This is a genomic window from Kosakonia sp. Marseille-Q7440, from assembly GCF_965119485.1.
The window spans coordinates 653384-674145 of the sequence record NZ_CBCPLT010000001.1 but is presented as its reverse complement, the minus strand read 5'-3'; the positions used below and the strand labels follow the sequence as shown (position 1 = coordinate 674145).

The window sequence follows — 20762 nt, the reverse complement described above, 5'->3', positions numbered from 1 at the left end:
GCTATCAGGCGTAGCCGTAGCTCATCAGACGCTGGTAACGACGGTTGCGCAGATCGTCTTTGCTCAACCCTTCCAGATCCGCCAGATCTGCCAGCAGCTGCGCTTTCAGCGAAGCGGCAATGGCTTCCGGGTTGCGGTGTGCGCCACCCAGCGGTTCCGGAATGATAGAGTCGATCAGTTTCAGCTCTTTCAGACGCGGTGCAATGATGCCCATTGCATCGGCCGCCAGCGGTGCTTTGTCCGCGCTTTTCCACAGGATCGAGGCACACCCTTCCGGGGAGATCACCGAGTAGGTGCTGTACTGCAGCATATTGACCTTGTCGCCAACGCCAATCGCCAGCGCGCCGCCGGAGCCGCCTTCGCCAATCACGGTGCAGATAACCGGCACGCTCAGGCGAGACATTTCACGCAGGTTGCGGGCAATCGCTTCCGACTGGCCACGCTCTTCCGCGCCAACGCCCGGATAGGCACCCGGCGTGTCGATGAAGGTAATGATCGGCATGTTAAAGCGTTCCGCCATCTCCATCAGGCGCAGCGCTTTACGATACCCTTCCGGCGCTGGCATACCGAAGTTGCGGCGGATCTTCTCTTTCGTTTCACGGCCTTTCTGATGACCAATGATCATCACCGGGCGACCATCCAGACGCGCGATGCCGCCAACGATAGCTTTATCGTCAGCATAGGCGCGGTCGCCGGCCAGCTCGTCAAATTCGTCGAACGCCAGGCGGACATAATCCAGGGTGTATGGACGCAGCGGATGGCGGGCTAACTGTGCAACCTGCCAGGCACCGAGATCGGCAAAGATTTTACGTGTCAGCTCTACGCTCTTTTCACGTAGACGATGCACCTCTTCGTCGATGTTAATATCCAGTTTTTCATCCTGACGGCCAACGGCGGTCAGAGAATCGATTTTCGCTTCCAGCTCAGCAATCGGCTGTTCGAAATCAAGGAAATTCAGACTCATAGTATTCCTGTATTAGTCAAACTCCAGTTCCACCTGCTCCGAACCAATGAGGCCACGCAGATCGTTAAGTAAACGATCGCTCGGAGAGACACGCCAGGTTGCGCCGAAGCGTAACCGCGCGCGCGCATCCGTCCTCTGGTAATAGAGATGTACTGGAATGGTTCCCGAACGGTGGGGTTCCAGAGACTGACGGAGTCGGTTTAAAAGCTGGTCATCAATTTGCCTGTCCGTCAGCGATATAGCAAGCCCGCGGGCATATTTTTCACGGGCCTCGTCAATGTCCATGACTTCACGGGCGGTCATTTTAAGCCCACCGCTGAAGTCATCAAAGCTGACCTGTCCGCTGACGATGAGTATGCGGTCTTTTTCCAGCAGCTGCTGGTATTTATCCAGCGCGTCAGTGAACAACATCACTTCAAGACGCCCGGAACGGTCATCCAACGTACAGATGCCGATACGATTGCCGCGCTTGGTGACCATAACCCGCGCAGCAATGACGAGCCCGGCCGCCGTGGTGACCTTCCCACGTTCGGTCGGATGCATGTCTTTCAGCCTGTAGCCTCCGACATAGCGCTCTATCTCTTTTAAATACTGGTTGATCGGGTGCCCCGTCAGGTAAAGCCCTAGCGTCTCCCGCTCGCCCTCAAGCTGAACCTGCTCCGGCCACGGCTGGCAGCTGGCGTAGGATTGCTCAATCTGCTCAGGCTCTTCCGCCAGCACACCGAACATATCCGCCTGGCCGATCGCTTCCGCTTTCGCGTGCTGATCGGCGGCTTTCAGCGCATCGCCCAGCGAGTTCATCAGCGCCGCGCGGTGCGGGCCAAGGCGGTCGAACGCCCCGGACATAATCAGCTTTTCCAGCACCCGGCGGTTGAGCTTTTTGATATCGGTGCGCGCGCAGAGATCGAACAGCTCACGGAAATAGCCGCCGTTGTTACGCGCTTCGATGATCGCTTCAATCGGCCCTTCGCCCACGCCTTTGATCGCACCAATGCCGTAGACGATCTCGCCATCGTCGTTGACGTGGAAGTGGTAGAGCCCGGAGTTAATGTCCGGCGGCAGGATCTTCAGCCCCATGCGCCAGCACTCATCCACCAGCCCGACCACTTTCTCGGTGTTGTCCATATCGGCAGTCATTACCGCCGCCATAAACTCGGCCGGATAGTGCGCTTTCAGCCACAGGGTCTGATAGGAAACCAAAGCATAGGCGGCGGAGTGCGATTTGTTAAATCCATACCCGGCGAATTTCTCTACCAGGTCAAAGATTTTAATCGCCAGCTCGCCATCGATACCGTTTTTCTTCGCGCCATCTTCAAAAATGGAGCGCTGCTTGGCCATCTCTTCCGGCTTCTTCTTACCCATCGCACGACGCAGCATATCCGCGCCGCCGAGTGTATAACCGGAGAGCACCTGAGCAATCTGCATTACCTGTTCCTGATACAGGATAATGCCGTAGGTCGGCTCCAGCACCGGCTTCAGGCTCTCGTGCTGCCACTGCACGTCCGGGTAGGAGATCTCTTCGCGTCCGTGCTTACGGTCGATAAAGTTATCTACCATGCCCGACTGCAGCGGGCCCGGGCGGAATAGCGCCACCAGTGCGATCATATCTTCGAAGCAGTCCGGCTGCAGACGCTTAATCAGATCCTTCATGCCGCGAGATTCAAGCTGGAAGACCGCCGTGGTCTCCGAGCGTTGCAGCATGTCGAAGCTCTTCTTGTCTTCAAGCGGAATGGCGGCGATATCCAGCGGCGGCTCGCCCTGCTTCTCGCGCCGGGCGTTGATCATCTCCAGCGCCCAGTTGATGATGGTTAGCGTACGTAGGCCGAGGAAGTCGAACTTCACCAGGCCCGCGTATTCCACATCGTTCTTATCAAACTGAGTAACCGGATGCTGGCCGGCTTCATCGCAGTAAAGTGGTGCAAAGTCAGTAATTTTGGTTGGCGCAATCACCACGCCACCGGCGTGTTTACCGGCGTTACGCGTCACCCCTTCCAGCTTGCGCGCCATGTCGATCAGCGCCCGCACCTCTTCATCGGCTTCGTAGATCTCCGGCAGCTGCGGTTCCGCTTCAAAGGCTTTTGCCAGCGTCATGCCCGGATCGGGCGGCACCAGCTTGGAGATACGGTCAACAAAGCCATAGGGGTGGCCCAGCACGCGGCCAACGTCGCGGATAACCGCTTTCGCCGCCATGGTACCGAAGGTGATGATCTGCGACACCGCGTCGCGGCCATACATATCTGCTACGTGTTCGATTACCTGGTCACGTTTCTCCATGCAGAAATCGACGTCGAAGTCGGGCATTGAGACACGTTCCGGGTTAAGGAAACGTTCGAACAGCAGGTCAAACTCCAGCGGATCGAGATCGGTGATCTTCAGCGCATAGGCGACCAGCGAACCGGCACCGGAACCACGGCCAGGCCCAACGGGCACGCCGTTATCTTTCGACCACTGGATAAACTCCATAACGATCAGGAAGTAGCCCGGGAAGCCCATCTGGTTAATAACCTGGAGCTCAATGTCGAGGCGCTCGTCGTAAGGCGGGCGTTTCTCGGCGCGCACTGCCGGATCGGGGAAGAGGAATTCGAGTCGCTCTTCCAGCCCCTCTTTCGATTTCACAACCAGGAAATCTTCAGTGGTCATATCCCCGGTCGGGAACTGCGGCAGGAAGTACTCGCCGAGGCGCACGGTAACGTTACAGCGTTTAGCAATTTCGACGCTGTTTTCCAGCGCTTCCGGAATATCGGAGAAGAGTTCGCACATCTCCTCTTCGTTGCGCATGTATTGCTGCGGCGAGTAGTTACGCGGGCGTTTGGGATCGTCGAGGGTAAAGCCGTCGTGGATGGCGACGCGAATTTCATGGGCGTCAAAGTCGTCCTCTTCGAGGAAGCGGACATCGTTGGTGGCGACAACCGGCAACCCCTGCGCTTCCGCCAGCGCGACAGCCGCGTGCAGGTAGTTCTCTTCGTCCTGACGACCGGTGCGGATCAGCTCCAGATAGTAGCGATCCGGGAAATGGGTTTTATAGAAATCGAGGCACTGCTCCACCAGCGCGCTGTTACCGCGCAGCAGGCTTTTGCCGACGTCGCCCATTCGCGCGCCGGAAAGCAGGATCAGCCCTTCGTTAAGCTCGATTAGCCAGTCGCGATCGATATAAGGGCCCGCCGCGCCGTAGCCGCGCTGGTAGGCGCGAGAAATCAGCAGCGTCAGGTTCTGGTAGCCGGTATTGTTGGCGGCGAGGACGGTAAGCTGCGTCAGCTCGTCACCAATCAGATCGCACTGCACGTGGAAGTCAGCGCCGACGATGGGCTTGATCCCGGCGCCGTGCGCCGTTCCGTAGAACTTCACCAGACCGCAGAGGTTGGTAAAATCGGTGATCGCCAGCGCGGGCGAGCCAAGGGCGGCCGCCTTCTTCACCAGCGGCCCGGTTTTCGCCAGCCCGTCAATCATGGAGTAGTCGCTATGCACCCGCAGGTGTACGAAACGTGGTTCAGCCATTATTCAATTCCAGCCTGTAGTTTCACGTTCTTAAGAGTCAGGAGACGACGCCCAACGCGCGCCTGACCGGCGCAAAGCTGCGTCGGTGATGCTCGGTTGCGCCATGCTCCGTCAGCTTTTCCAGATGAAAAGCCGTGGGATAGCCTTTATGTTGTGCAAAGCCATACTGCGGGAAGATCGCATCCAGCGCGGCCATTTCGGCATCGCGCGTGACTTTGGCGATAATCGACGCCGCGCTGATTTCCGCCACGCGGCTGTCGCCTTTCACCACCGCCATGGATGGCATGGCAAGCGCCGGGCAACGGTTGCCGTCAATCAGCACATACTCTGGCGTGATAGCAAGCCCGGCGACTGCGCGCTGCATCGCCAGCATCGTGGCGTGCAGGATATTAAGCTCATCGATCTCGTGCGGCTCCGCGCGGCCGAGACTCCAGGCCAGCGCTTTCTCTTTAATCTCATCAAAGAGCGACAAACGGCGTTTTTCGGAGAGTTTTTTGGAGTCGTTGAGACCCACAATTGGCCGTGCAGGATCGAGGATCACCGCTGCCGTCACGACCGCGCCAACCAGCGGGCCGCGCCCTACTTCATCCACACCCGCAACAAGATGCGTGTGCGGATAAACAAACTCAATCATTTTGCTAACTCCAGTACCGCGTCCGCCGCCTGCTCATCGGCATTACAGCGGATGCGCTGATGCAGCTCGCGAAACAGGTCATGCATTTCATGGCGGGTTTCACTGTTCGCCAGCAGCGGTTCCAGTGCGGCTGCCAACGCCTGCGGCTGACACTCTTCCTGCAACAGCTCTTTAACCACTTCGCGCCCGGCAAGCAGGTTTGGCAGGGAAACATAGGGCGTTTTCACCAGCCGTTTCGCCAGCCAGAAGGTGAAGGGCTTCATACGGTAGCCGACCACCATCGGGCATTTCGCCAGCATGCACTCCAGCGCCGCAGTGCCGGAGGCCAGCAGCGCGGCGTCGGAGGCGATCATCGCTTCCCGCGCCTGGCCATCAAGCAGATGCACCGTCAAATCAGGCGCGACTTGCGCTTTGATCTGCTCAAACTGCTCGCGGCGTTTCGCATTGACCAGCGGAACCACCACTTCCAGCTCCGGGTAGCGCTCACGCAGCAGCTGCGCGGTACGCAAAAAGTCGGCGCTGAGCATCTCGACTTCTGCACCACGGCTGCCGGGCAGCAGCGCCAGGCAGCGCGCCTGCGGGCTAATCCCCAGGTGCGCGCGCGCCGCATTTTTATCGGGATCAAGCGGCATCGCATCGGCCATGGTGTGCCCGATAAAGCGGCATGGGACATTAAACCGGTCATAAAACGCTTTTTCGAAAGGGAGAAACGCCAGTACCAGATCGGTGGCTTTACCAATTTTGAAAACGCGCTTTTGTCGCCACGCCCAAACTGACGGGCTGACGTAGTGAATCGTTTTGATGCCGCTTTTTTTTAAATTACCCTCAAGGGTAATGTTAAAGTCCGGCGCATCAATCCCGACAAACACATCGGGTTGCAGTTCGCTGAATCGACGGGTCAAATCAGCGCGGATATGCAGCAGGCGACGCAGACGGCCAAGCACTTCGACGATACCCATCACCGCCAGCTCTTCCATCTCATACCAGGCTTCACACCCTTCAGCCTGCATGCGCGGGCCGGCAACGCCGACAAATCGGGCGTTGGGCACGCGCGTTCTCAGTGCGCGGATAAGACCGGCACCAAGAATATCGCCGGAGGTTTCTCCGGCGACAAGGGCTATCGTAAGCGGACGCTTGTCGACCATTAACGGATCAGGCCACGCGTCGAGCGCTCAAAGAACTGCATAAACGCATCAACTTCCGGGTGCTTCGCGGCAAGCTCGGCAATTTCCGGTTTTGCTTCGTCGAGCGTTTTACCGCTGCGATAGAGCAATTTGTACGCGTTACGGATAGCCACAAGCGCTTCGCGGCTGAAGCCACGGCGTTTCAGGCCTTCGATGTTCACGCCATACGGCGTGGCATGGTTGCCCTGAGCAATGACATAAGGAGGTACGTCCTGCGCGACGCCGGAGCAGCCGCCAACCATTACGTGCTCGCCAATAATGCAGAACTGGTGAACCGCCGTCATGCCGCCGATGATCGCAAAATCACCGATTGTGACGTGGCCGCCCAGCGTTGCATTATTCGCGAGGATGCAGCGGTTACCGATAATGCAGTCATGCGCAACGTGCGAGTTGATCATCAGTAAGTTATCGCTGCCCACCTTCGTCAGTCCAGCGTCCTGTACTGTGCCACGATGGATGGTGACGCTTTCGCGAATGCGGTTGCGATCGCCAATTTCCACACGGGTCGGCTCGCCAGCATATTTAAGATCCTGGTTCACTTCACCGATGGAGGCGAACTGATAAATCTCGTTATCACGACCGATTTTGGTGTGGCCGTTAACAACAACGTGAGATTTCAGTACGGTACCTTCGCCGATTTCGACGTGAGGTCCCACAATACAAAACGGGCCAATATGAACGTTGGCGCCAATGACGGCACCCTCTTCAACAATGGCGGTAGGATGAATAAAGGCGGTTTTATCAATCACGTATCAGGCCTCCCGGCTACGTGCACACATCATAGTAGCTTCACAAACAACTTTACCGTCAACCATAGCAACCCCTTTAAAGCGGGTCACGCCACGGCGCGTTTTCTCGAAAGTGACTTCCATGATCATCTGATCGCCAGGCACAACCGGGCGCTTAAAGCGCGCTTCGTCGATGCCGGCGAAGTAGTACAGCTCACCCGGTTCCAGTTTACCAACGCTTTTAAACGCCAGAATACCGGTTGCCTGCGCCATTGCTTCGAGGATCAGCACGCCCGGGAAAATCGGTTTGCCAGGGAAGTGGCCCTGGAAAAACGGTTCGTTTACCGTAACATTTTTGACTGCGCGCAGAAAACGACCCTCTTCAAAATCCAGCACACGATCTACCAGTAAGAACGGGTAGCGGTGCGGCAGAAGCTCCAGGATCTCTTCAATGTGCAGAGTATGAGTGTCAGTAGTCAAAATACTCTTCCTGTCTAAATATACAAAAAAGCAATAATAACACGGCCCGCGGCATTCCTGAGAACGCCAACAGGCCGGGGAGTATATACACTTTATGCGTCGAGTTGCAGAGGCGTTTTGTCGCTTTTTCTGTTAACCCAAACGCTTTTGTGTACAAGCGTCAGGTAAATGAATCACTCGTCTTGTTGAGTTAACTTGCGCTCGACAGCTTTCAAACGCTTACTCATCTCGTCGATATTCATTACCAGGGCTGCGGTTTTTCGCCACGTTTTATTGGGTTGTAACGGAATGCCGGAAGAATAAATGCCTGGCTCAGTGATAGGACGCATCACCATACCCATCCCCGTTACCGTAACCTTGTCGCAAATTTCCATATGCCCGTTGATTACGCTGGCTCCGCCAATCATGCAGTAGCGGCCAATTTTCAGGCTGCCTGCCATGATGACGCCACCGGCAACGGCGGTATTGTCGCCAATCACAACGTTATGTGCAATCTGACACTGGTTATCAATAATTACGCCATTACCGATACGGGTGTCGTCAAGCGCGCCGCGGTCGATGGTGGTACATGCGCCAATCTCGACGTTATTGCCGATAATTACGCGACCAAGTTGTGGGATTTTCACCCAATTTCCGCGATCGTTAGCATAACCAAAGCCGTCCGAACCTATTACCGTCCCCGATTGAACCAGGCAGTTCTCACCGATTTCAATCTCATGGTAAATAGATACGTTGGCCCAAAGACGCGATCCTGCGCCAATTTTCGTATTTTTCCCCACGAAGCAGCCCGGGCCGATCACGACGTTGTCGCCGAGGGTCACCCCGGATTCAATTACCGCATTCGCGCCGATAGAGACATTGCTGCCCAGCGTCGCGGTCGGATCGATAACGGCTCCCGGCGCGATGTTCTGCGCAGGCTGCGGCGTGGTATCAAGAATTTGTGCCATACGCGCGTAGGTCAGATAAGGGTTCTTCACGACCAGTGCGGCGCTGTGGGCAAAAGGAAGATCGTCCTGCGTCATTACAACGGCAGAGGCCTGGCATGCGGCCAGGTGTTCACGGTATTTAGGATTTACCATGAAAGTGATGTGACCTGCTTCGGCAGATTGCATGGACGCAACGCCGGTGATGACGATATCGCCATCACCGTGTAATTCTGCATCCAACTGCTGAGCTAAATCAGCGAGTCGAATTGAAGGCATTACTTATTTAACCTGTTTCAGTACATCAGCGGTGATGTCTTTTACATCATTGCTGTTGTAAATAACGGCATTGGCAGGGATAACCAGATCCACATCCTGATCGGCAGCGACTTTCTTCACTGCGGACTGGATGCGGGTGACCAGCTTGCCGCGCTCTTCGTTAGAGCGGCGAGCCTGATCCTGCTCAAAAGCCTGCGCTTTCTGAGCGAATGCCTGGCGACCGGAATTGATGTCTTTTTCCAGCTTGCTGCGCTCGCTCGCTTTCATGGTAGAACCGTCACGCTGCAAACGCTGTGCTTTTGCTTGCAGGTCGGACTCCATGCTCTGCAGTTCGTTGGCACGGCCGCCGAATTCGTTTTTCATGGTCTGAGAAACGCCGGAAGTCTGTGCGACCTGCTGTAACAGGTTACCCATATCAACAATCGCAATTTTGTCAGCAGCCTGAGCCGACGCGGCCATTGCCAGACTTAAACCTGCAGCTAATAACAACTTTTTCACAATTAACTCCTTACCATCCCGTTTGTACCCGGAGGTACAGCTCTTTGCGAGGCTGGGCTTCTTCGAAGCCGCAGCCATCACTACACTGCTTGCGCATTCCTTTGCAATGCGGCGTTACCAGGTTTTACCGATGTTAAACTGGAACTGCTCCGCTTTGTCTCCATCGTACTTTTTAAACGGCTGGGCGTAGGAGAAGACCAACGGCCCCAATGGGGACATCCATTGTAGTGCGATACCGGCAGACATGCGGATATTGCTCGGATCGCTATAATCCGGAATACCCAGCGCTTTCATCTCCGCGGTATTTTGCCAGTTCGTATCCCAAACGCTGCCCGCATCCCAGAAGAAGGAGGTGCGTACAGAGTTAGCATACTTCTCGCTGATAAACGGCGTTGGCGTGATCAGCTCGGCGCTGACAACGCCCATTGCGTTACCGCCCACCGCATCGTCAGACTTACAGAATTTCGACGTGGTAGTGTTACAGTTTTCCAGACCGCTGCCGCCGTAGTAGACCGCTTTCGGACCAATGTTATTGGACTGGAAGCCGCGCACGGTGCTGGAACCACCTGCATAGAAGTTCTCATAGAACGGCATTTCTTTGCTACCGATACCGTCGCCATAGCCCCAACGTGTACGACCCAGCATCACCCATTTGTGATCGTCGTCAATCGGGAAGTAGGACGCAGTGTCGACAGTGACTTTATAGAACTCGTTATCGGAGCCCGGAATTGTCACTTTACCGTTCAGGTTGACGCGTGAACCTTTCGTCGGGAAGTAACCGCGGTCAAGGTTGTTATACGTCCAGCCATAGTTGAAGGTGAAGTCATCCGCCGAGTAGCCGTTGCTGTCATCCCTGGTGCTGGCATTCTGCCCCACTGAGTCGAGATAACGCCACATCGCAATCTGCGGCTGCATCTTCGACAGGCTGTTGTGCACATAGCCTAAGCCGGTGCGCAGCGTGTTGTATTCGTTAATCGGGAACCCGAGCGTGCCATCCAGACCATAACTTTTGTTGGTGTAGGAGGAGAGATCCGCGTCGTCCGCTTTAAAGTCGTTGTAGAACAGACGACCGCCGAGGCTCACGCCATCAACCGTGAAGTACGGGTTGGTGACCGAGAGTTCCGAGTAGGTCTGGTAGTCGTTCTTGGTGCCGCTGATGCCGACAGAGTAACCGGTACCTAACCAGTTATCCTGCTGCACGCCGACCTGGAAGCTAACGCCGCTTTCCGTGCCGTAACCAACACCGAAGTTGAAGCTACCGGTGTTACGCTCTTTGACTTTGTAGACCACATCAACCTGATCCGGGCTGCCCGGAACGCGCTGCGTTTCGCTATCAACGGTTTCAAAGTAGCCGAGACGGTTCAGACGCTCTTTACCCTGATCGACCAGATCGCTGCCGAGCCATGCCCCTTCCATCTGGCGCATTTCGCGACGCAGAACGGTATCTTTCGAGGTGTCATTGCCTTCAAAGCGGATCTTACGCACGTAGAAACGGTTACCCGCATCGACGTTGATATGCAGCTTAACGGTCTTATCGGCGTCATTAATCTCAGGCTGAGACTGTACGCGCGGATAGGCATAACCATAGCGACCCAGAAGCTTTTTAATATCGTCTTCCATTTTGGTCACTTTGGTGCCGTTGTAGAGCTCGCCCGGCTGAATTTTGGTCAGGCCTTCAATTTCCGCTGAGTGGCCCGCCAGATTACCGGCAACCTGCACGCCAGAAAGCTTGTACTGATCGCCTTCGGTGACGTTAACGGTAATGTAGATGCCTTTTTTGTCCGGCGTCAGGCTGACCTGCGTCGAATCAATGTTGAAACGGGCATAACCGCGATCCAGGTAGTAGCTGCGCAGGGTTTCAAGATCGCCCGCCAGCTTCTGCTTCTGGTATTTACGATCGCCGACCACGTTCCACCATGGCACTTCATCGCGCAGCTGGAAGTTAGAGATCAGTTGTTCGGTCGAGAACGCGTGGTTACCGACGATGTTGATCTGCTGGATCTGCGCGGAGACGCCCTCCTGGAAGACCAGCTTAAGATCGACGCGGTTACGCGGCAGCGGCGTGACGACAGCTTTTACGCTGGCGCTGTATTTACCGACGCTGTAGTAGAAATCTTCCAGCCCTTTTTCAATATCGGAGAGGGTGGTGCGATCCAGTGATTCGCCAACACGCACGCCAGAAGCCTCGAGGTTCTGTTTCAGCATGTCATCTTTTACCGACTTGTTGCCGGAGAAGGTGATGCTGGCGATTGTCGGGCGTTCTTTCACCTGAACGAGAAGGGTATCGCCATCACGCAGGACACGAACATCCTCAAAGTTGCCAGTGGCAAACAGTGCGCGAATGGTGTTACTGATGTCTTCATCATTCACCGTATCGCCTGGACGTACTGGCATACTGAGGAGGGCCGCACCAACGGCGACACGCTGTAGGCCTTCGAAATGAATATCCTTCACTACGAACCCCTCAGCACCGTATACGGTGGCGCTGCTAAACAGCAGCGACGCTATGAGCAACTTTTTCATCGCCATCGTTATTATGCGTTCTTCCTAACAAACTCTCTTACAAGCGAGAGAAATCATTGAAAAGTGCAAGCCCCATTAACAACACCAGCAAAATAGAGCCAATGCGATAACTAAAGTCTTGAACTCGCTCGGATACCGGTCCGCCTTTCAGCTTCTCAATCGCTAAAAACAGCAGATGTCCGCCGTCTAAAACGGGGAGCGGGAACAGGTTGATAATGCCTAAGTTCACGCTTATCAAAGCGAGGAACATCAGGTAGTAAATCAACCCGAACTCTGCTGACATCCCAGCCCCCTGGGCGATAGAGATCGGCCCACTGAGGTTGTTCAGTTTTACATCACCGGTGATCAATTTCCCCAACATACTGACCGTCAGCTTCATCAACTGCCAGGTTTTACCCGTGGCTTCGGCGATGGCGCTGAAAGGCCCGTACTGGCGTACTGTCTTATATTCATCCGGCAGCGGGATAATTTTGGGCACCACGCCCGCAAAACCCTCTGCCTTGTTACCGGGTTTCGTATCCGGTACCAGTGTTACGGACAAGGGAGTCCCCTGCCTGTCCACTTCTAATGCTAACGCCTTACCGGGGTTGTCCCGCACCAGCGTGACAAAGGTCGTCCACTGCGTTAACTGCTGACCCTCGACTTTAACGATCCTGTCGCCTGCTTGCAAACCTGCTTTGCTGGCGGCGGAACCGCTCTGGACTTCAGCGAGCACCGGTTCCAGCTGCGCAGTGCGCGGCCGAATCCCCAGCGACATCACCGGATCGTCCTTGTCAGGCGCAAAGGTCCAGTGGCGCAGGTCCAGCACTTTATCCTGTCGATTGTTACTGCCGAAAGGTGCCACGCTGACGGTCGTCTGACTGTCACCGATTTTTGACACCAGCTGTAAGCGCACTGCATCCCAATCAGGCGTTTCGATACCATCAATGGCTTTAAGTTCCGTGCCGGGTGCAATTTGCGCGCTTGCAGCGATAGAGTTGGGCGTTATTTCACCAATTACCGGGCGAACGCCAGGGACGCCGATGATAAACACCAGCCAGTAAGCGAAGATAGCGAAGATGAAGTTGGCGATGGGACCCGCCGCGATCACCGCGGCGCGCTGGCCGACGGTTTTATTGTTAAACGCGAAGTGGCGCATCTCCGGGACGACCGGCTCGACGCGCTCATCGAGCATTTTGACGTAGCCGCCCAGCGGGATCAGGGCGATAACAAATTCGGTGCCCTGTTTATCAAAGCGGCGCCAGAGCGCTTTCCCAAAACCAATGGAGAAGCGCTCGACGCGGACACCGCAACGGCGAGCAACCCAGAAATGGCCAAATTCATGCACCGTGATCAAAACACCAAGCGCAATAATGAACGCCGCCAGATTCCAGAGAATGCTCAGCATAAAACCTTCCGTCAAATCGTCCTGAAAACCAGCAGTAACAGACAGGCAAATACGGGAACCGCCGCCGTCAGGCTGTCAATGCGATCCAGTATACCGCCGTGGCCTGGAATAAGATGACCACTATCTTTAATGCCGGCTTCGCGCTTGAACATGCTCTCGGTTAAATCGCCCAGTACCGAAGCAAGCGCGGCCACCACAGAGCAGATCAGCAGCGTCGAGTGCGCCACTTCAAGGTTCGCCCATGCGCCGTAGCCCCAGGAGATGATCCCTGCGGTCAGCAGCCCGCCGAGGAAGCCCTGCCAGGTTTTACCGGGCGACACTTTCGGTGCCAGCTTATGTTTGCCAAACAGTTTGCCAAACATATAAGCACCCGAGTCAGCGCCCCAGACCAGAATCATGACGTAGAGCAACCAGATTGCGCCGCTGTAGGGGTTGACCTCATAGTGCCAGACCCGCAGCGCCAACATGCCCCAGAAGAAGGGAATGATGGTGAGAACGCCAAACAGCAGACGCAGCGCCTTAGAGTTGCGCCATAGCGCCGCAGAGGCCGGATAACCCAGCACCAGCCCCAGTGCAGCAAGCCACCACACCAGAGAGGCCCAAAGCGAGCCTTCAACCAGCGGCTGGTGAACGTTGTGATGATACTCCGGCAGCGTAAACAGCATCAGCGCTAACAGCAGCCCACAGAGCACCGCCAGCCAGACGCGCTGTGTGCGCGAGGTTAAGCCGCTCAGCTGACCCCATTCCCACGCGGCGAGCATGCAGACGGCGAGAGTGATAATCGCAAATCCCACAGGAGGCAGCAAAAAAAGCGCCGCGATAACAATGGGTATCAATACAAACGCAGAAATCAGGCGATACTTCAGCAAAAGCAACCCCCATCAGGCTTTGTCGCCACCAGGCTCGGTACCACCGAAACGACGCTCTCGATTAGCAAAGGCATTCAGCGCACCTTCAAAGTCTTGTTCATCAAAATCAGGCCAAAGAACATCAGTAAAGTAAAGTTCGGCATAGGCAATTTGCCAAAGTAAAAAGTTACTTATGCGATGTTCGCCGCCCGTCCTAATCACTAAATCAACGGGAGCCAGCTCATGCATGCAGACTTGCTTATTCAGCGTCTCTTCATCTATTTCGTCCGGGCGCAACAGCCCTTCCTGCACTTGCTCAGCTAAATGCCGAACTCCCTGAACGATATCCCAGCGCCCACCGTAGTTGGCGGCGATATTTAGCGTTAGCCCGCTGTTCTGGGCGGTTAACGCTTCCGCTTTGCGGATTCGCTCCTGCAAACGCGCATTAAACCGGCTGGTATCGCCAATAATGCGTAAACGAACATTATGGCGGTGCAGGCTTTTTACTTCGCTATCCAGCGCCCACACAAACAGTTCCATCAGCGCGCTCACTTCCTGCGCCGGACGGTTCCAGTTTTCGCTACTAAAAGCATACAGCGTCAGCGCGTCGATACCATTGTTGGCGGCAAAAGAGACTGCGCGGCGAACGGATTTCGCTCCCGCTCTGTGTCCAAAGGCACGGAGTTTTCCCTGCCTTTTTGCCCAGCGACCATTGCCATCCATAATTATCGCTACATGGCGGCAGCCATGCGTTGGCAAATTTTCGCTTATCGGTTGGTTAGCAGACAACATAACGCGTTTTAGTCCCTGAAAAGGATTTAGCGGTACTCAGGAATACAAAAGCCTTCACACAAAAAAGCCGCGCAAACCACGGCTTACACAATTCGCCATAATAAAAAGCGGCAATTTTGTGGCGCAGACTATATCACTGAAGCCCTACGCTAACAAATAGCACCGTCACTCCGGACAGCATTATCACTAGCTTGCGAAGCGCATCACTTGTTTTTGCGCAATCTCTCGTGCCAGTACATCGACGGCCAGAACGTCATCAATACTCTGCGGTTCGCGTAAATCCATCTGTTCCAGCACAGAGAGATTGAGAGCGGCAATATCAGTGAAACGAATAGCGGATGCCAGGAAAGCCGAAACGGCCACCTCATTAGCTGCGTTCAGCGCAGTTGTCGCCGCCTGACCCTCGCTGGAGGCGTCAATCGCCAGCTTCAGACAGGGATAACGATCGAAATCGGGGGCGGCAAAAGTCAATGCGCTCAGCTTGCAGAAATCAAGGGCGTTGACACCTGACGACACACGCTCCGGCCAGGCCATCGTGTGTGCGATGGGTGTTCGCATATCCGGCTCACCCAACTGCGCCAACACACTGCCATCCTGATAACGCACCATGGAGTGGATCACCGATTGCGGGTGAATCAGCACTTCCATCTGGCGGGCAGCGGCATTAAACAACCAGCGTGCTTCAATGTATTCCAGACCTTTATTCATCATGGTGGCGGAATCAACGGAGATTTTACGCCCCATCGACCAGTTCGGATGGCGACAAGCCTGATCCGGCGTCATCAGCGCCAGATCCGCCATCGGCGTCTCCCGGAATGGGCCACCAGACCCGGTAAGCAGAATAGACGATACGCCATTCTGTTCGAGATCAGCGTACCCCAGGTTATGCTGGATTGGTTCCGGCAAACTCTGAAAAATCGCATTATGTTCGCTGTCGACCGGCAGCAGCTGCGCCCTGCTCTCTTTCACCGCCTCCATAAACAGGCGGCCGCAGGTGACAAGTGACTCTTTATTGGCAAGCAGTACGCTTTTACCGGCGCGAATAGCCGCAAGCGTTGGCAATAATCCGGCCGCGCCGACGATAGCGGCCATCACCTGATCGACCTCATCAAGCGCCGCCATCTCACAGGCGGCCTGCTGCCCGCTCAGCACTTCCGTGCGGCTGCCATGCTCGCTCAGGGTGCGCTGTAACTGCTGCGCGCTGTCAGCGTCATCCATCACCGCATAGCGCGGAGAGAACTCGAGGCACTGCTCAACCATGCGCGCGACATTTTTTCCCGCGACCAGCGCGGTGACGGTGAAACGATCGGGATTATGACGAACCACAGCAAGCGTGCTGCAACCTATAGAACCCGTTGAGCCCAGAAGAGTTAAATGCTTCATGAAACGCTCGCAACGTTGCAAGGGGGAAAAGCAAAAACGCCGTCAGCAAGCCGCTTGCACGGCTCTCTGGACGGCGTTTTAGTCGTTTTTTATCGAATCAGAACTGCATCAGTTCCGCTTCTTTATCCGCCAGCGCCGCGTCAACTTTCTTGATCGCAGCGTCGGTCAGCTTCTGCACGTCATCCTGAGAACGGCGGTCATCATCTTCGCTGATCTCTTTGTCTTTCAGCAGCGCTTTTACTTTATCGTTGGCATCACGGCGCACGTTGCGCACGGCAACACGAGCCTGCTCAGCTTCACCGCGCACCACTTTGATCAGATCTTTACGACGCTCTTCGGTCAGTGCTGGCAGCGGAACGCGGATATCGCTACCCGCAGAGCTTGGGTTCAAACCCAGATCGGAGGTGAGGATCGCTTTTTCAACGGCCGGGCTCATCGAGCGATCGAAGACGTTGATTTTCAGAGTACGGGAGTCTTCTACCGTTACGCTGGCCAGCTGACGCAGCGGCGTCGGCGTACCGTAATATTCAACAACGATGCCGTCCAGCAGGCTCGGAGAAGCGCGGCCGGTACGGACTTTGCTGATTTGGGTTTTGAAGGATTCTACGCATTTTTCCATGCGTACTTCAGCATCTTTTCTGATATCGCTAATCACGTTACGGATCCTTGAAATCTTGTCGCAGACAGGCCATACGGCGGTTGTGCTAAGTATAGCCTTGTTCCCATGATGGCATCGTAAAGATGCCGGAACGCTCTGCTGGATAAATTAAAGCGGAATCTTACCTTTATTTATTGCTTACGGGAATTATTCCGTAATCAATGTGCCCTCTTTTTCGCCCATTACCACGCGGCGTAGCGCGCCTGGTTTGTTCATATTGAACACGCGAATCGGTAATTTATGGTCGCGAGCGAGGGTAAAGGCGGCCAGATCCATCACTTTCAGTTCTTTATCAAGCACTTCAGTATAGGAGAGGCGCTCGCAGAGCGTGGCGGTCGGATCCAGTACCGGATCGGCCGTATAGACGCCGTCAACTTTGGTCGCTTTCAGCACCACATCGGCTTCGATTTCGATACCGCGCAGGCAGGCTGCGGAGTCGGTGGTGAAGAATGGGTTACCGGTACCGGCGCTAAAAATCACTACGCGGTTATTACGCAGCAGGCTAATTGCTTCTGCCCAGCTGTAGTTGTCACACACGCCGTTTAACGGGAATGCGGACATCAGGCGCGCGTTCACATAGGCACGATGCAGAGCATCACGCATTGCCAGGCCGTTCATCACTGTTGCCAGCATACCCATGTGATCGCCCACAACACGGTTCATGCCCGCTTTCGCCAGGCCCGCACCACGGAACAGGTTACCCCCGCCAATGACTACGCCAACCTGAATACCCAGTTCAACCAGTTCTTTAATTTCCTGCGCCATACGGTCAAGAATGCTTGCGTCGATACCGAAACCTTCAGAGCCCTGAAGCGCCTCGCCACTCAGCTTAAGCAGAATGCGTTTGTAGATGGGTTTTGCATTGGTAGCCATGTTTCTTTCCTGAGACTGTGAACAATTAGACGGGTTTAATCTGGCGCTATGATACGTCGCCTGTCAGCGCTAACACTAGTGTGCCGGCTGTTTTTCAGATGAAGGACATAAAAAGAAGCCGCCCTCAGGCGGCTCCTTTTATTGATTAAGACTGCTTGGACATGGCAGCAACTTCTGCTGCGAAGTCAGTCTCAACTTTCTCGATGCCTTCGCCCACTTCGAAGCGGATGAAGCCAGTCACGTCAGCGTTGTGCTCTTTCAGCAGCTGGCCAACGGTTTTGCTCGGGTCCATTACGAAAGGCTGGCCGGTCAGAGAAACTTCGCCGGTGAATTTCTTCATGCGGCCTTCAACCATTTTCTCTGCGATCTCTTTCGGCTTGCCAGACTGCATGGCGATGTCCAGCTGAACCTGGTACTCTTTCTCAACAACTTCAGCAGACACGTCTTCCGGCTTAACGAATTCCGGCTTGCTTGCAGCAACGTGCATAGCCAGCTGCTTAACCAGCTCCTGATCTGCGCCTTTAGCCGCAACCAGAACACCGATACGCGCGCCGTGCTGGTAAGAGCCCAGTACTTCGCCTTCCAGGGAAGAAACGCGACGGATGTTGATGTTCTCACCGATTTTAGCAACCAGTGCAACGCGCTCTTCTTCGAACTGCGTTTTCAGAACTTCAACGTCGGTGATTTTGCCAGCAACAGCAGCGTCCAGAACTTTGTTAGCAAATGCCTGGAAACCAGCATCTTTAGCAACGAAGTCAGTCTGGCAGTTAACTTCCAGAATGATGCCGTAGGTGCCGTCGATTTTGGTGATGATCACGCCGTCAGCAGCAACGTTGCCCGCTTTTTTCGCCGCTTTGATCGCACCGGACTTACGCATGTTCTCGATTGCCAGCTCGATGTCGCCGCTTGCTTCGGTCAGCGCTTTTTTACAGTCCATCATGCCTGCGCCAGTACGTTCACGCAGCTCTTTTACCAGGGATGCGGTAATTTCAGCCATTCTTTAATCCTCGGGAGAGATATGACCTGCCCGGTTCCAGGAACCAAACAGGCTTGAAAGTGAAAAAGGGGGCCATAAACAGGCCCCCTAACCAAACTCGGTACTACCTGCTCAATAAGGGGCTCAGAGAGCGTGCCTTATTACTCAGCTTCTACGAAGCTTTCTTCCGCCTGAGTAGCCAGATCAGAAGAACGGCCTTCACGAACGGTAGCAGCAACGGCATTCAGGTACAGGCTAACAGCACGGATTGCATCGTCGTTACCCGGGATAACGAAGTCAACGCCGTCCGGATCGGAGTTGGTATCAACGATAGCAAATACCGGGATACCCAGGTTGTTTGCTTCTTTGATTGCGATGTGCTCGTGGTCAGCGTCGATAACAAACAGTGCGTCCGGCAGGCCGCCCATGTCTTTGATACCGCCCAGGCTGTTTTCCAGCTTGTCCAGCTCACGAGTGCGCATCAGCGCTTCTTTCTTGGTCAGCTTGTCGAAGGTGCCGTCCTGAGACTGAGTTTCCAGGTCTTTCAGACGTTTGATGGACTGACGAACGGTTTTCCAGTTAGTCAGCATGCCGCCCAGCCAGCGATGGTTCACGAAGAACTGATCGCAATTCTGAGCTGCTTCTTTCACCGCTTCGCTTGCAGCGCGTTTAGTACCAACGATCAGGATCTTGCCTTTACGAGCAGAGATCTTGTTCAGCTCAGCCAGGGCTTCGTTGAACATCGGTACAGTCTTCTCAAGGTTGATGATGTGAACTTTGTTACGCGCGCCGAAGATGAAAGGCTTCATTTTCGGGTTCCAGTAACGGGTCTGGTGACCAAAGTGAACACCAGCCTTGAGCATGTCGCGCATGGAAACAGTTGCCATGATTAAAACCTCTATATAAAAGTTGGGGTTATGCCTCCACGTATCCCATATTACCGACCCCGAAGGGCACCCCGGAATATGTGCCGATACGTGTGTGTTATTACACAAAGTGAGATTTGTGGCTCCCATTCCAAAACAGGAACGGAAGTCCGGCGCGCTTTATATCACAAAAGCGAACAGGACACCAATAGTTGTTACCGCAGAGTGCTGTTAACGATTCTCAATTTGGCACAACGCTTGCCCGACTGTTACCATTGACAGCACTACTCCTGGTATAGTCGAAAAAATCGACACTGATGGACACTTCTCATGGCTATCTCTATTAAAACACCCGAAGAAATTGAAAAAATGCGCGTTGCCGGCCGTCTCGCCGCCGAAGTGCTTGAAATGATCGAACCGCACATTAAACCCGGCGTCAGCACCGGCGAACTGGACCGCATCTGTAACGATTACATCGTCAATGAGCAACACGCCGTTTCGGCCTGCCTGGGCTATCACGGCTTCCCGAAATCGGTCTGTATCTCAATTAATGAAGTGGTTTGCCACGGTATTCCGGATGACGAAAAACTGCTGAAAGATGGCGATGTGGTCAATATCGACGTCACAGTCATTAAAGATGAGTATCACGGCGACACCTCGAAGATGTTTATCGTCGGTAAACCGACCATTCTGGGCGAGCGCCTCTGCCGCGTTACCCAGGATAGCCTTTACCTGGCGCTGCGCATGGTGAAACCGGGTATTCGCCTGCGTACCCTCGGTGCGGCGATCCAGAAATATGTTGAAGGCGAAGGCTTCTCCGTGGTGCGCGAATATTGCGGTCACGGCATTGGTCGCGGCTTCCACGAAGAGCCGCAGGTGCTGCATTACGACGCTGATGACGGCGGCGTGGTGCTGAAAGCGGGTATGACCTTTACCATCGAGCCGATGGTTAATGCCGGTGATTACCGCATTCGTACCATGAAAGATGGCTGGACGGTGAAAACCAAAGATCGCAGCCTCTCTGCGCAGTATGAGCATACGATTGTTGTCACTGAAACCGGCTGTGAGATCCTCACGTTGCGTAAAGATGACACCATCGAGGCTGTGCTGACCGCCGCCTGATAGCGCCTCTCTGCCAGCTATAACGGTCCGCTTCGCGGGCCGTTTTTTTTGCCCGCTTCCCGGCCGGGTCATACATATAAACGACTTTTCATTTCCATCCATCTCTTTTACTTTGTTTTGCAGTGGATCCGCACGCCAACTGGGTGGCT

At 54.8% G+C, this 20762-nt stretch carries 18 protein-coding genes; 1 reads left to right on the top strand and 17 read right to left on the bottom strand.

Annotated features, from left to right (window positions below):
* Positions 1-4: 4 nt before the first annotated feature.
* The 17 genes from accA to rpsB form a co-directional block, all read right to left on the bottom strand.
* Positions 5-964: an acetyl-CoA carboxylase carboxyl transferase subunit alpha gene (gene accA, locus ACWPW2_RS02980; RefSeq protein WP_023480513.1), complete on the bottom strand. Its 960-nt coding sequence runs from the start codon at positions 962-964 to the stop codon at positions 5-7.
* Positions 965-976: 12 nt separating this feature from the next.
* Positions 977-4459, bottom strand: coding sequence for a DNA polymerase III subunit alpha (dnaE, locus tag ACWPW2_RS02975; RefSeq protein ID WP_454121576.1), 3483 nt, complete (start codon positions 4457-4459; stop codon positions 977-979).
* 37 nt (positions 4460-4496) lie between these two features.
* Positions 4497-5093 carry a ribonuclease HII gene (rnhB, locus tag ACWPW2_RS02970; protein ID WP_042712004.1) on the bottom strand — a complete coding sequence of 199 codons (597 nt, stop codon included), beginning with the start codon at positions 5091-5093 and terminating at the stop codon, positions 4497-4499.
* Positions 5090-6238, bottom strand: coding sequence for a lipid-A-disaccharide synthase (gene lpxB / locus ACWPW2_RS02965; RefSeq protein ID WP_454121575.1), 1149 nt, complete (start codon positions 6236-6238; stop codon positions 5090-5092). Before lpxB ends, rnhB begins: the two co-directional genes overlap by 4 nt.
* Complete coding sequence (lpxA, locus tag ACWPW2_RS02960) at positions 6238-7026, bottom strand: acyl-ACP--UDP-N-acetylglucosamine O-acyltransferase (protein ID WP_054802825.1); 789 nt, start codon at positions 7024-7026, stop codon at positions 6238-6240. Before lpxA ends, lpxB begins: the two co-directional genes overlap by 1 nt.
* Before the next feature lie 3 nt (positions 7027-7029).
* Positions 7030-7485 carry a 3-hydroxyacyl-ACP dehydratase FabZ gene (gene fabZ / locus ACWPW2_RS02955; protein WP_023480493.1) on the bottom strand — a complete coding sequence of 152 codons (456 nt, stop codon included), beginning with the start codon at positions 7483-7485 and terminating at the stop codon, positions 7030-7032.
* 173 nt (positions 7486-7658) lie between these two features.
* On the bottom strand, positions 7659-8687 hold the full coding sequence (lpxD, locus tag ACWPW2_RS02950; RefSeq protein WP_187801374.1) for a UDP-3-O-(3-hydroxymyristoyl)glucosamine N-acyltransferase: 1029 nt from the start codon (positions 8685-8687) through the stop codon (positions 7659-7661).
* A 3-nt stretch (positions 8688-8690) separates the two neighbouring features.
* Positions 8691-9185 carry a molecular chaperone Skp gene (gene skp / locus ACWPW2_RS02945; protein ID WP_454121573.1) on the bottom strand — a complete coding sequence of 165 codons (495 nt, stop codon included), beginning with the start codon at positions 9183-9185 and terminating at the stop codon, positions 8691-8693.
* A 114-nt stretch (positions 9186-9299) separates the two neighbouring features.
* Positions 9300-11714: an outer membrane protein assembly factor BamA gene (bamA, locus tag ACWPW2_RS02940; RefSeq protein ID WP_023480329.1), complete on the bottom strand. Its 2415-nt coding sequence runs from the start codon at positions 11712-11714 to the stop codon at positions 9300-9302.
* 31 nt (positions 11715-11745) lie between these two features.
* A complete protein-coding gene (gene rseP / locus ACWPW2_RS02935; protein ID WP_454121571.1) occupies positions 11746-13095 on the bottom strand; it encodes a sigma E protease regulator RseP in 1350 nt (449 codons plus the stop codon).
* A gap of 11 nt (positions 13096-13106) precedes the next feature.
* Complete coding sequence (gene cdsA, locus ACWPW2_RS02930; protein ID WP_076768871.1) at positions 13107-13964, bottom strand: phosphatidate cytidylyltransferase; 858 nt, start codon at positions 13962-13964, stop codon at positions 13107-13109.
* A 12-nt stretch (positions 13965-13976) separates the two neighbouring features.
* Entirely contained in the window at positions 13977-14735 is a 759-nt protein-coding gene (gene ispU / locus ACWPW2_RS02925) for a (2E,6E)-farnesyl-diphosphate-specific ditrans,polycis-undecaprenyl-diphosphate synthase (RefSeq protein ID WP_023480217.1), read from the bottom strand.
* A gap of 186 nt (positions 14736-14921) precedes the next feature.
* Positions 14922-16118, bottom strand: a complete 1197-nt coding sequence (gene ispC, locus ACWPW2_RS02920) for a 1-deoxy-D-xylulose-5-phosphate reductoisomerase (protein WP_023480337.1) — start codon at positions 16116-16118, stop codon at positions 14922-14924.
* A gap of 97 nt (positions 16119-16215) precedes the next feature.
* Entirely contained in the window at positions 16216-16773 is a 558-nt protein-coding gene (gene frr / locus ACWPW2_RS02915) for a ribosome recycling factor (protein WP_023480286.1), read from the bottom strand.
* A 150-nt stretch (positions 16774-16923) separates the two neighbouring features.
* The gene (gene pyrH / locus ACWPW2_RS02910; RefSeq protein ID WP_023480331.1) at positions 16924-17649 is read right to left on the bottom strand and encodes a UMP kinase; all 726 of its coding nucleotides are present in this window, start codon (positions 17647-17649) and stop codon (positions 16924-16926) included.
* Positions 17650-17794: 145 nt separating this feature from the next.
* Positions 17795-18646 (bottom strand): translation elongation factor Ts, encoded by an 852-nt coding sequence (tsf, locus tag ACWPW2_RS02905; protein ID WP_023480457.1) that lies wholly within the window; start codon positions 18644-18646, stop codon positions 17795-17797.
* Positions 18647-18786: 140 nt separating this feature from the next.
* Complete coding sequence (gene rpsB / locus ACWPW2_RS02900; protein ID WP_023480483.1) at positions 18787-19512, bottom strand: 30S ribosomal protein S2; 726 nt, start codon at positions 19510-19512, stop codon at positions 18787-18789.
* Positions 19513-19821: 309 nt separating this feature from the next.
* On the opposite strand from rpsB, the gene map reads away from it, so the two are divergent.
* Positions 19822-20613: a type I methionyl aminopeptidase gene (gene map, locus ACWPW2_RS02895; protein ID WP_023480350.1), complete on the top strand. Its 792-nt coding sequence runs from the start codon at positions 19822-19824 to the stop codon at positions 20611-20613.
* Positions 20614-20762: the final 149 nt, after the last annotated feature.

What these genes read in the sequence shown, in the direction of transcription:
- accA (WP_023480513.1), bottom strand. Translation starts at nt 964, where the DNA reads ATGAGTCTGAATTTCCTTGATTTCGAACAGCCGATTGCTGAGCTGGAA.
- dnaE (WP_454121576.1), bottom strand. Translation starts at nt 4,459, where the DNA reads ATGGCTGAACCACGTTTCGTACACCTGCGGGTGCATAGCGACTACTCC.
- rnhB (WP_042712004.1), bottom strand. Translation starts at nt 5,093, where the DNA reads ATGATTGAGTTTGTTTATCCGCACACGCATCTTGTTGCGGGTGTGGAT.
- lpxB (WP_454121575.1), bottom strand. Translation starts at nt 6,238, where the DNA reads ATGGTCGACAAGCGTCCGCTTACGATAGCCCTTGTCGCCGGAGAAACC.
- lpxD (WP_187801374.1), bottom strand. Translation starts at nt 8,687, where the DNA reads ATGCCTTCAATTCGACTCGCTGATTTAGCTCAGCAGTTGGATGCAGAA.
- bamA (WP_023480329.1), bottom strand. Translation starts at nt 11,714, where the DNA reads ATGGCGATGAAAAAGTTGCTCATAGCGTCGCTGCTGTTTAGCAGCGCC.
- rseP (WP_454121571.1), bottom strand. Translation starts at nt 13,095, where the DNA reads ATGCTGAGCATTCTCTGGAATCTGGCGGCGTTCATTATTGCGCTTGGT.
- ispU (WP_023480217.1), bottom strand. Translation starts at nt 14,735, where the DNA reads ATGTTGTCTGCTAACCAACCGATAAGCGAAAATTTGCCAACGCATGGC.
- ispC (WP_023480337.1), bottom strand. Translation starts at nt 16,118, where the DNA reads ATGAAGCATTTAACTCTTCTGGGCTCAACGGGTTCTATAGGTTGCAGC.
- pyrH (WP_023480331.1), bottom strand. Translation starts at nt 17,649, where the DNA reads ATGGCTACCAATGCAAAACCCATCTACAAACGCATTCTGCTTAAGCTG.
- tsf (WP_023480457.1), bottom strand. Translation starts at nt 18,646, where the DNA reads ATGGCTGAAATTACCGCATCCCTGGTAAAAGAGCTGCGTGAACGTACT.
- rpsB (WP_023480483.1), bottom strand. Translation starts at nt 19,512, where the DNA reads ATGGCAACTGTTTCCATGCGCGACATGCTCAAGGCTGGTGTTCACTTT.
- map (WP_023480350.1), top strand. Translation starts at nt 19,822, where the DNA reads ATGGCTATCTCTATTAAAACACCCGAAGAAATTGAAAAAATGCGCGTT.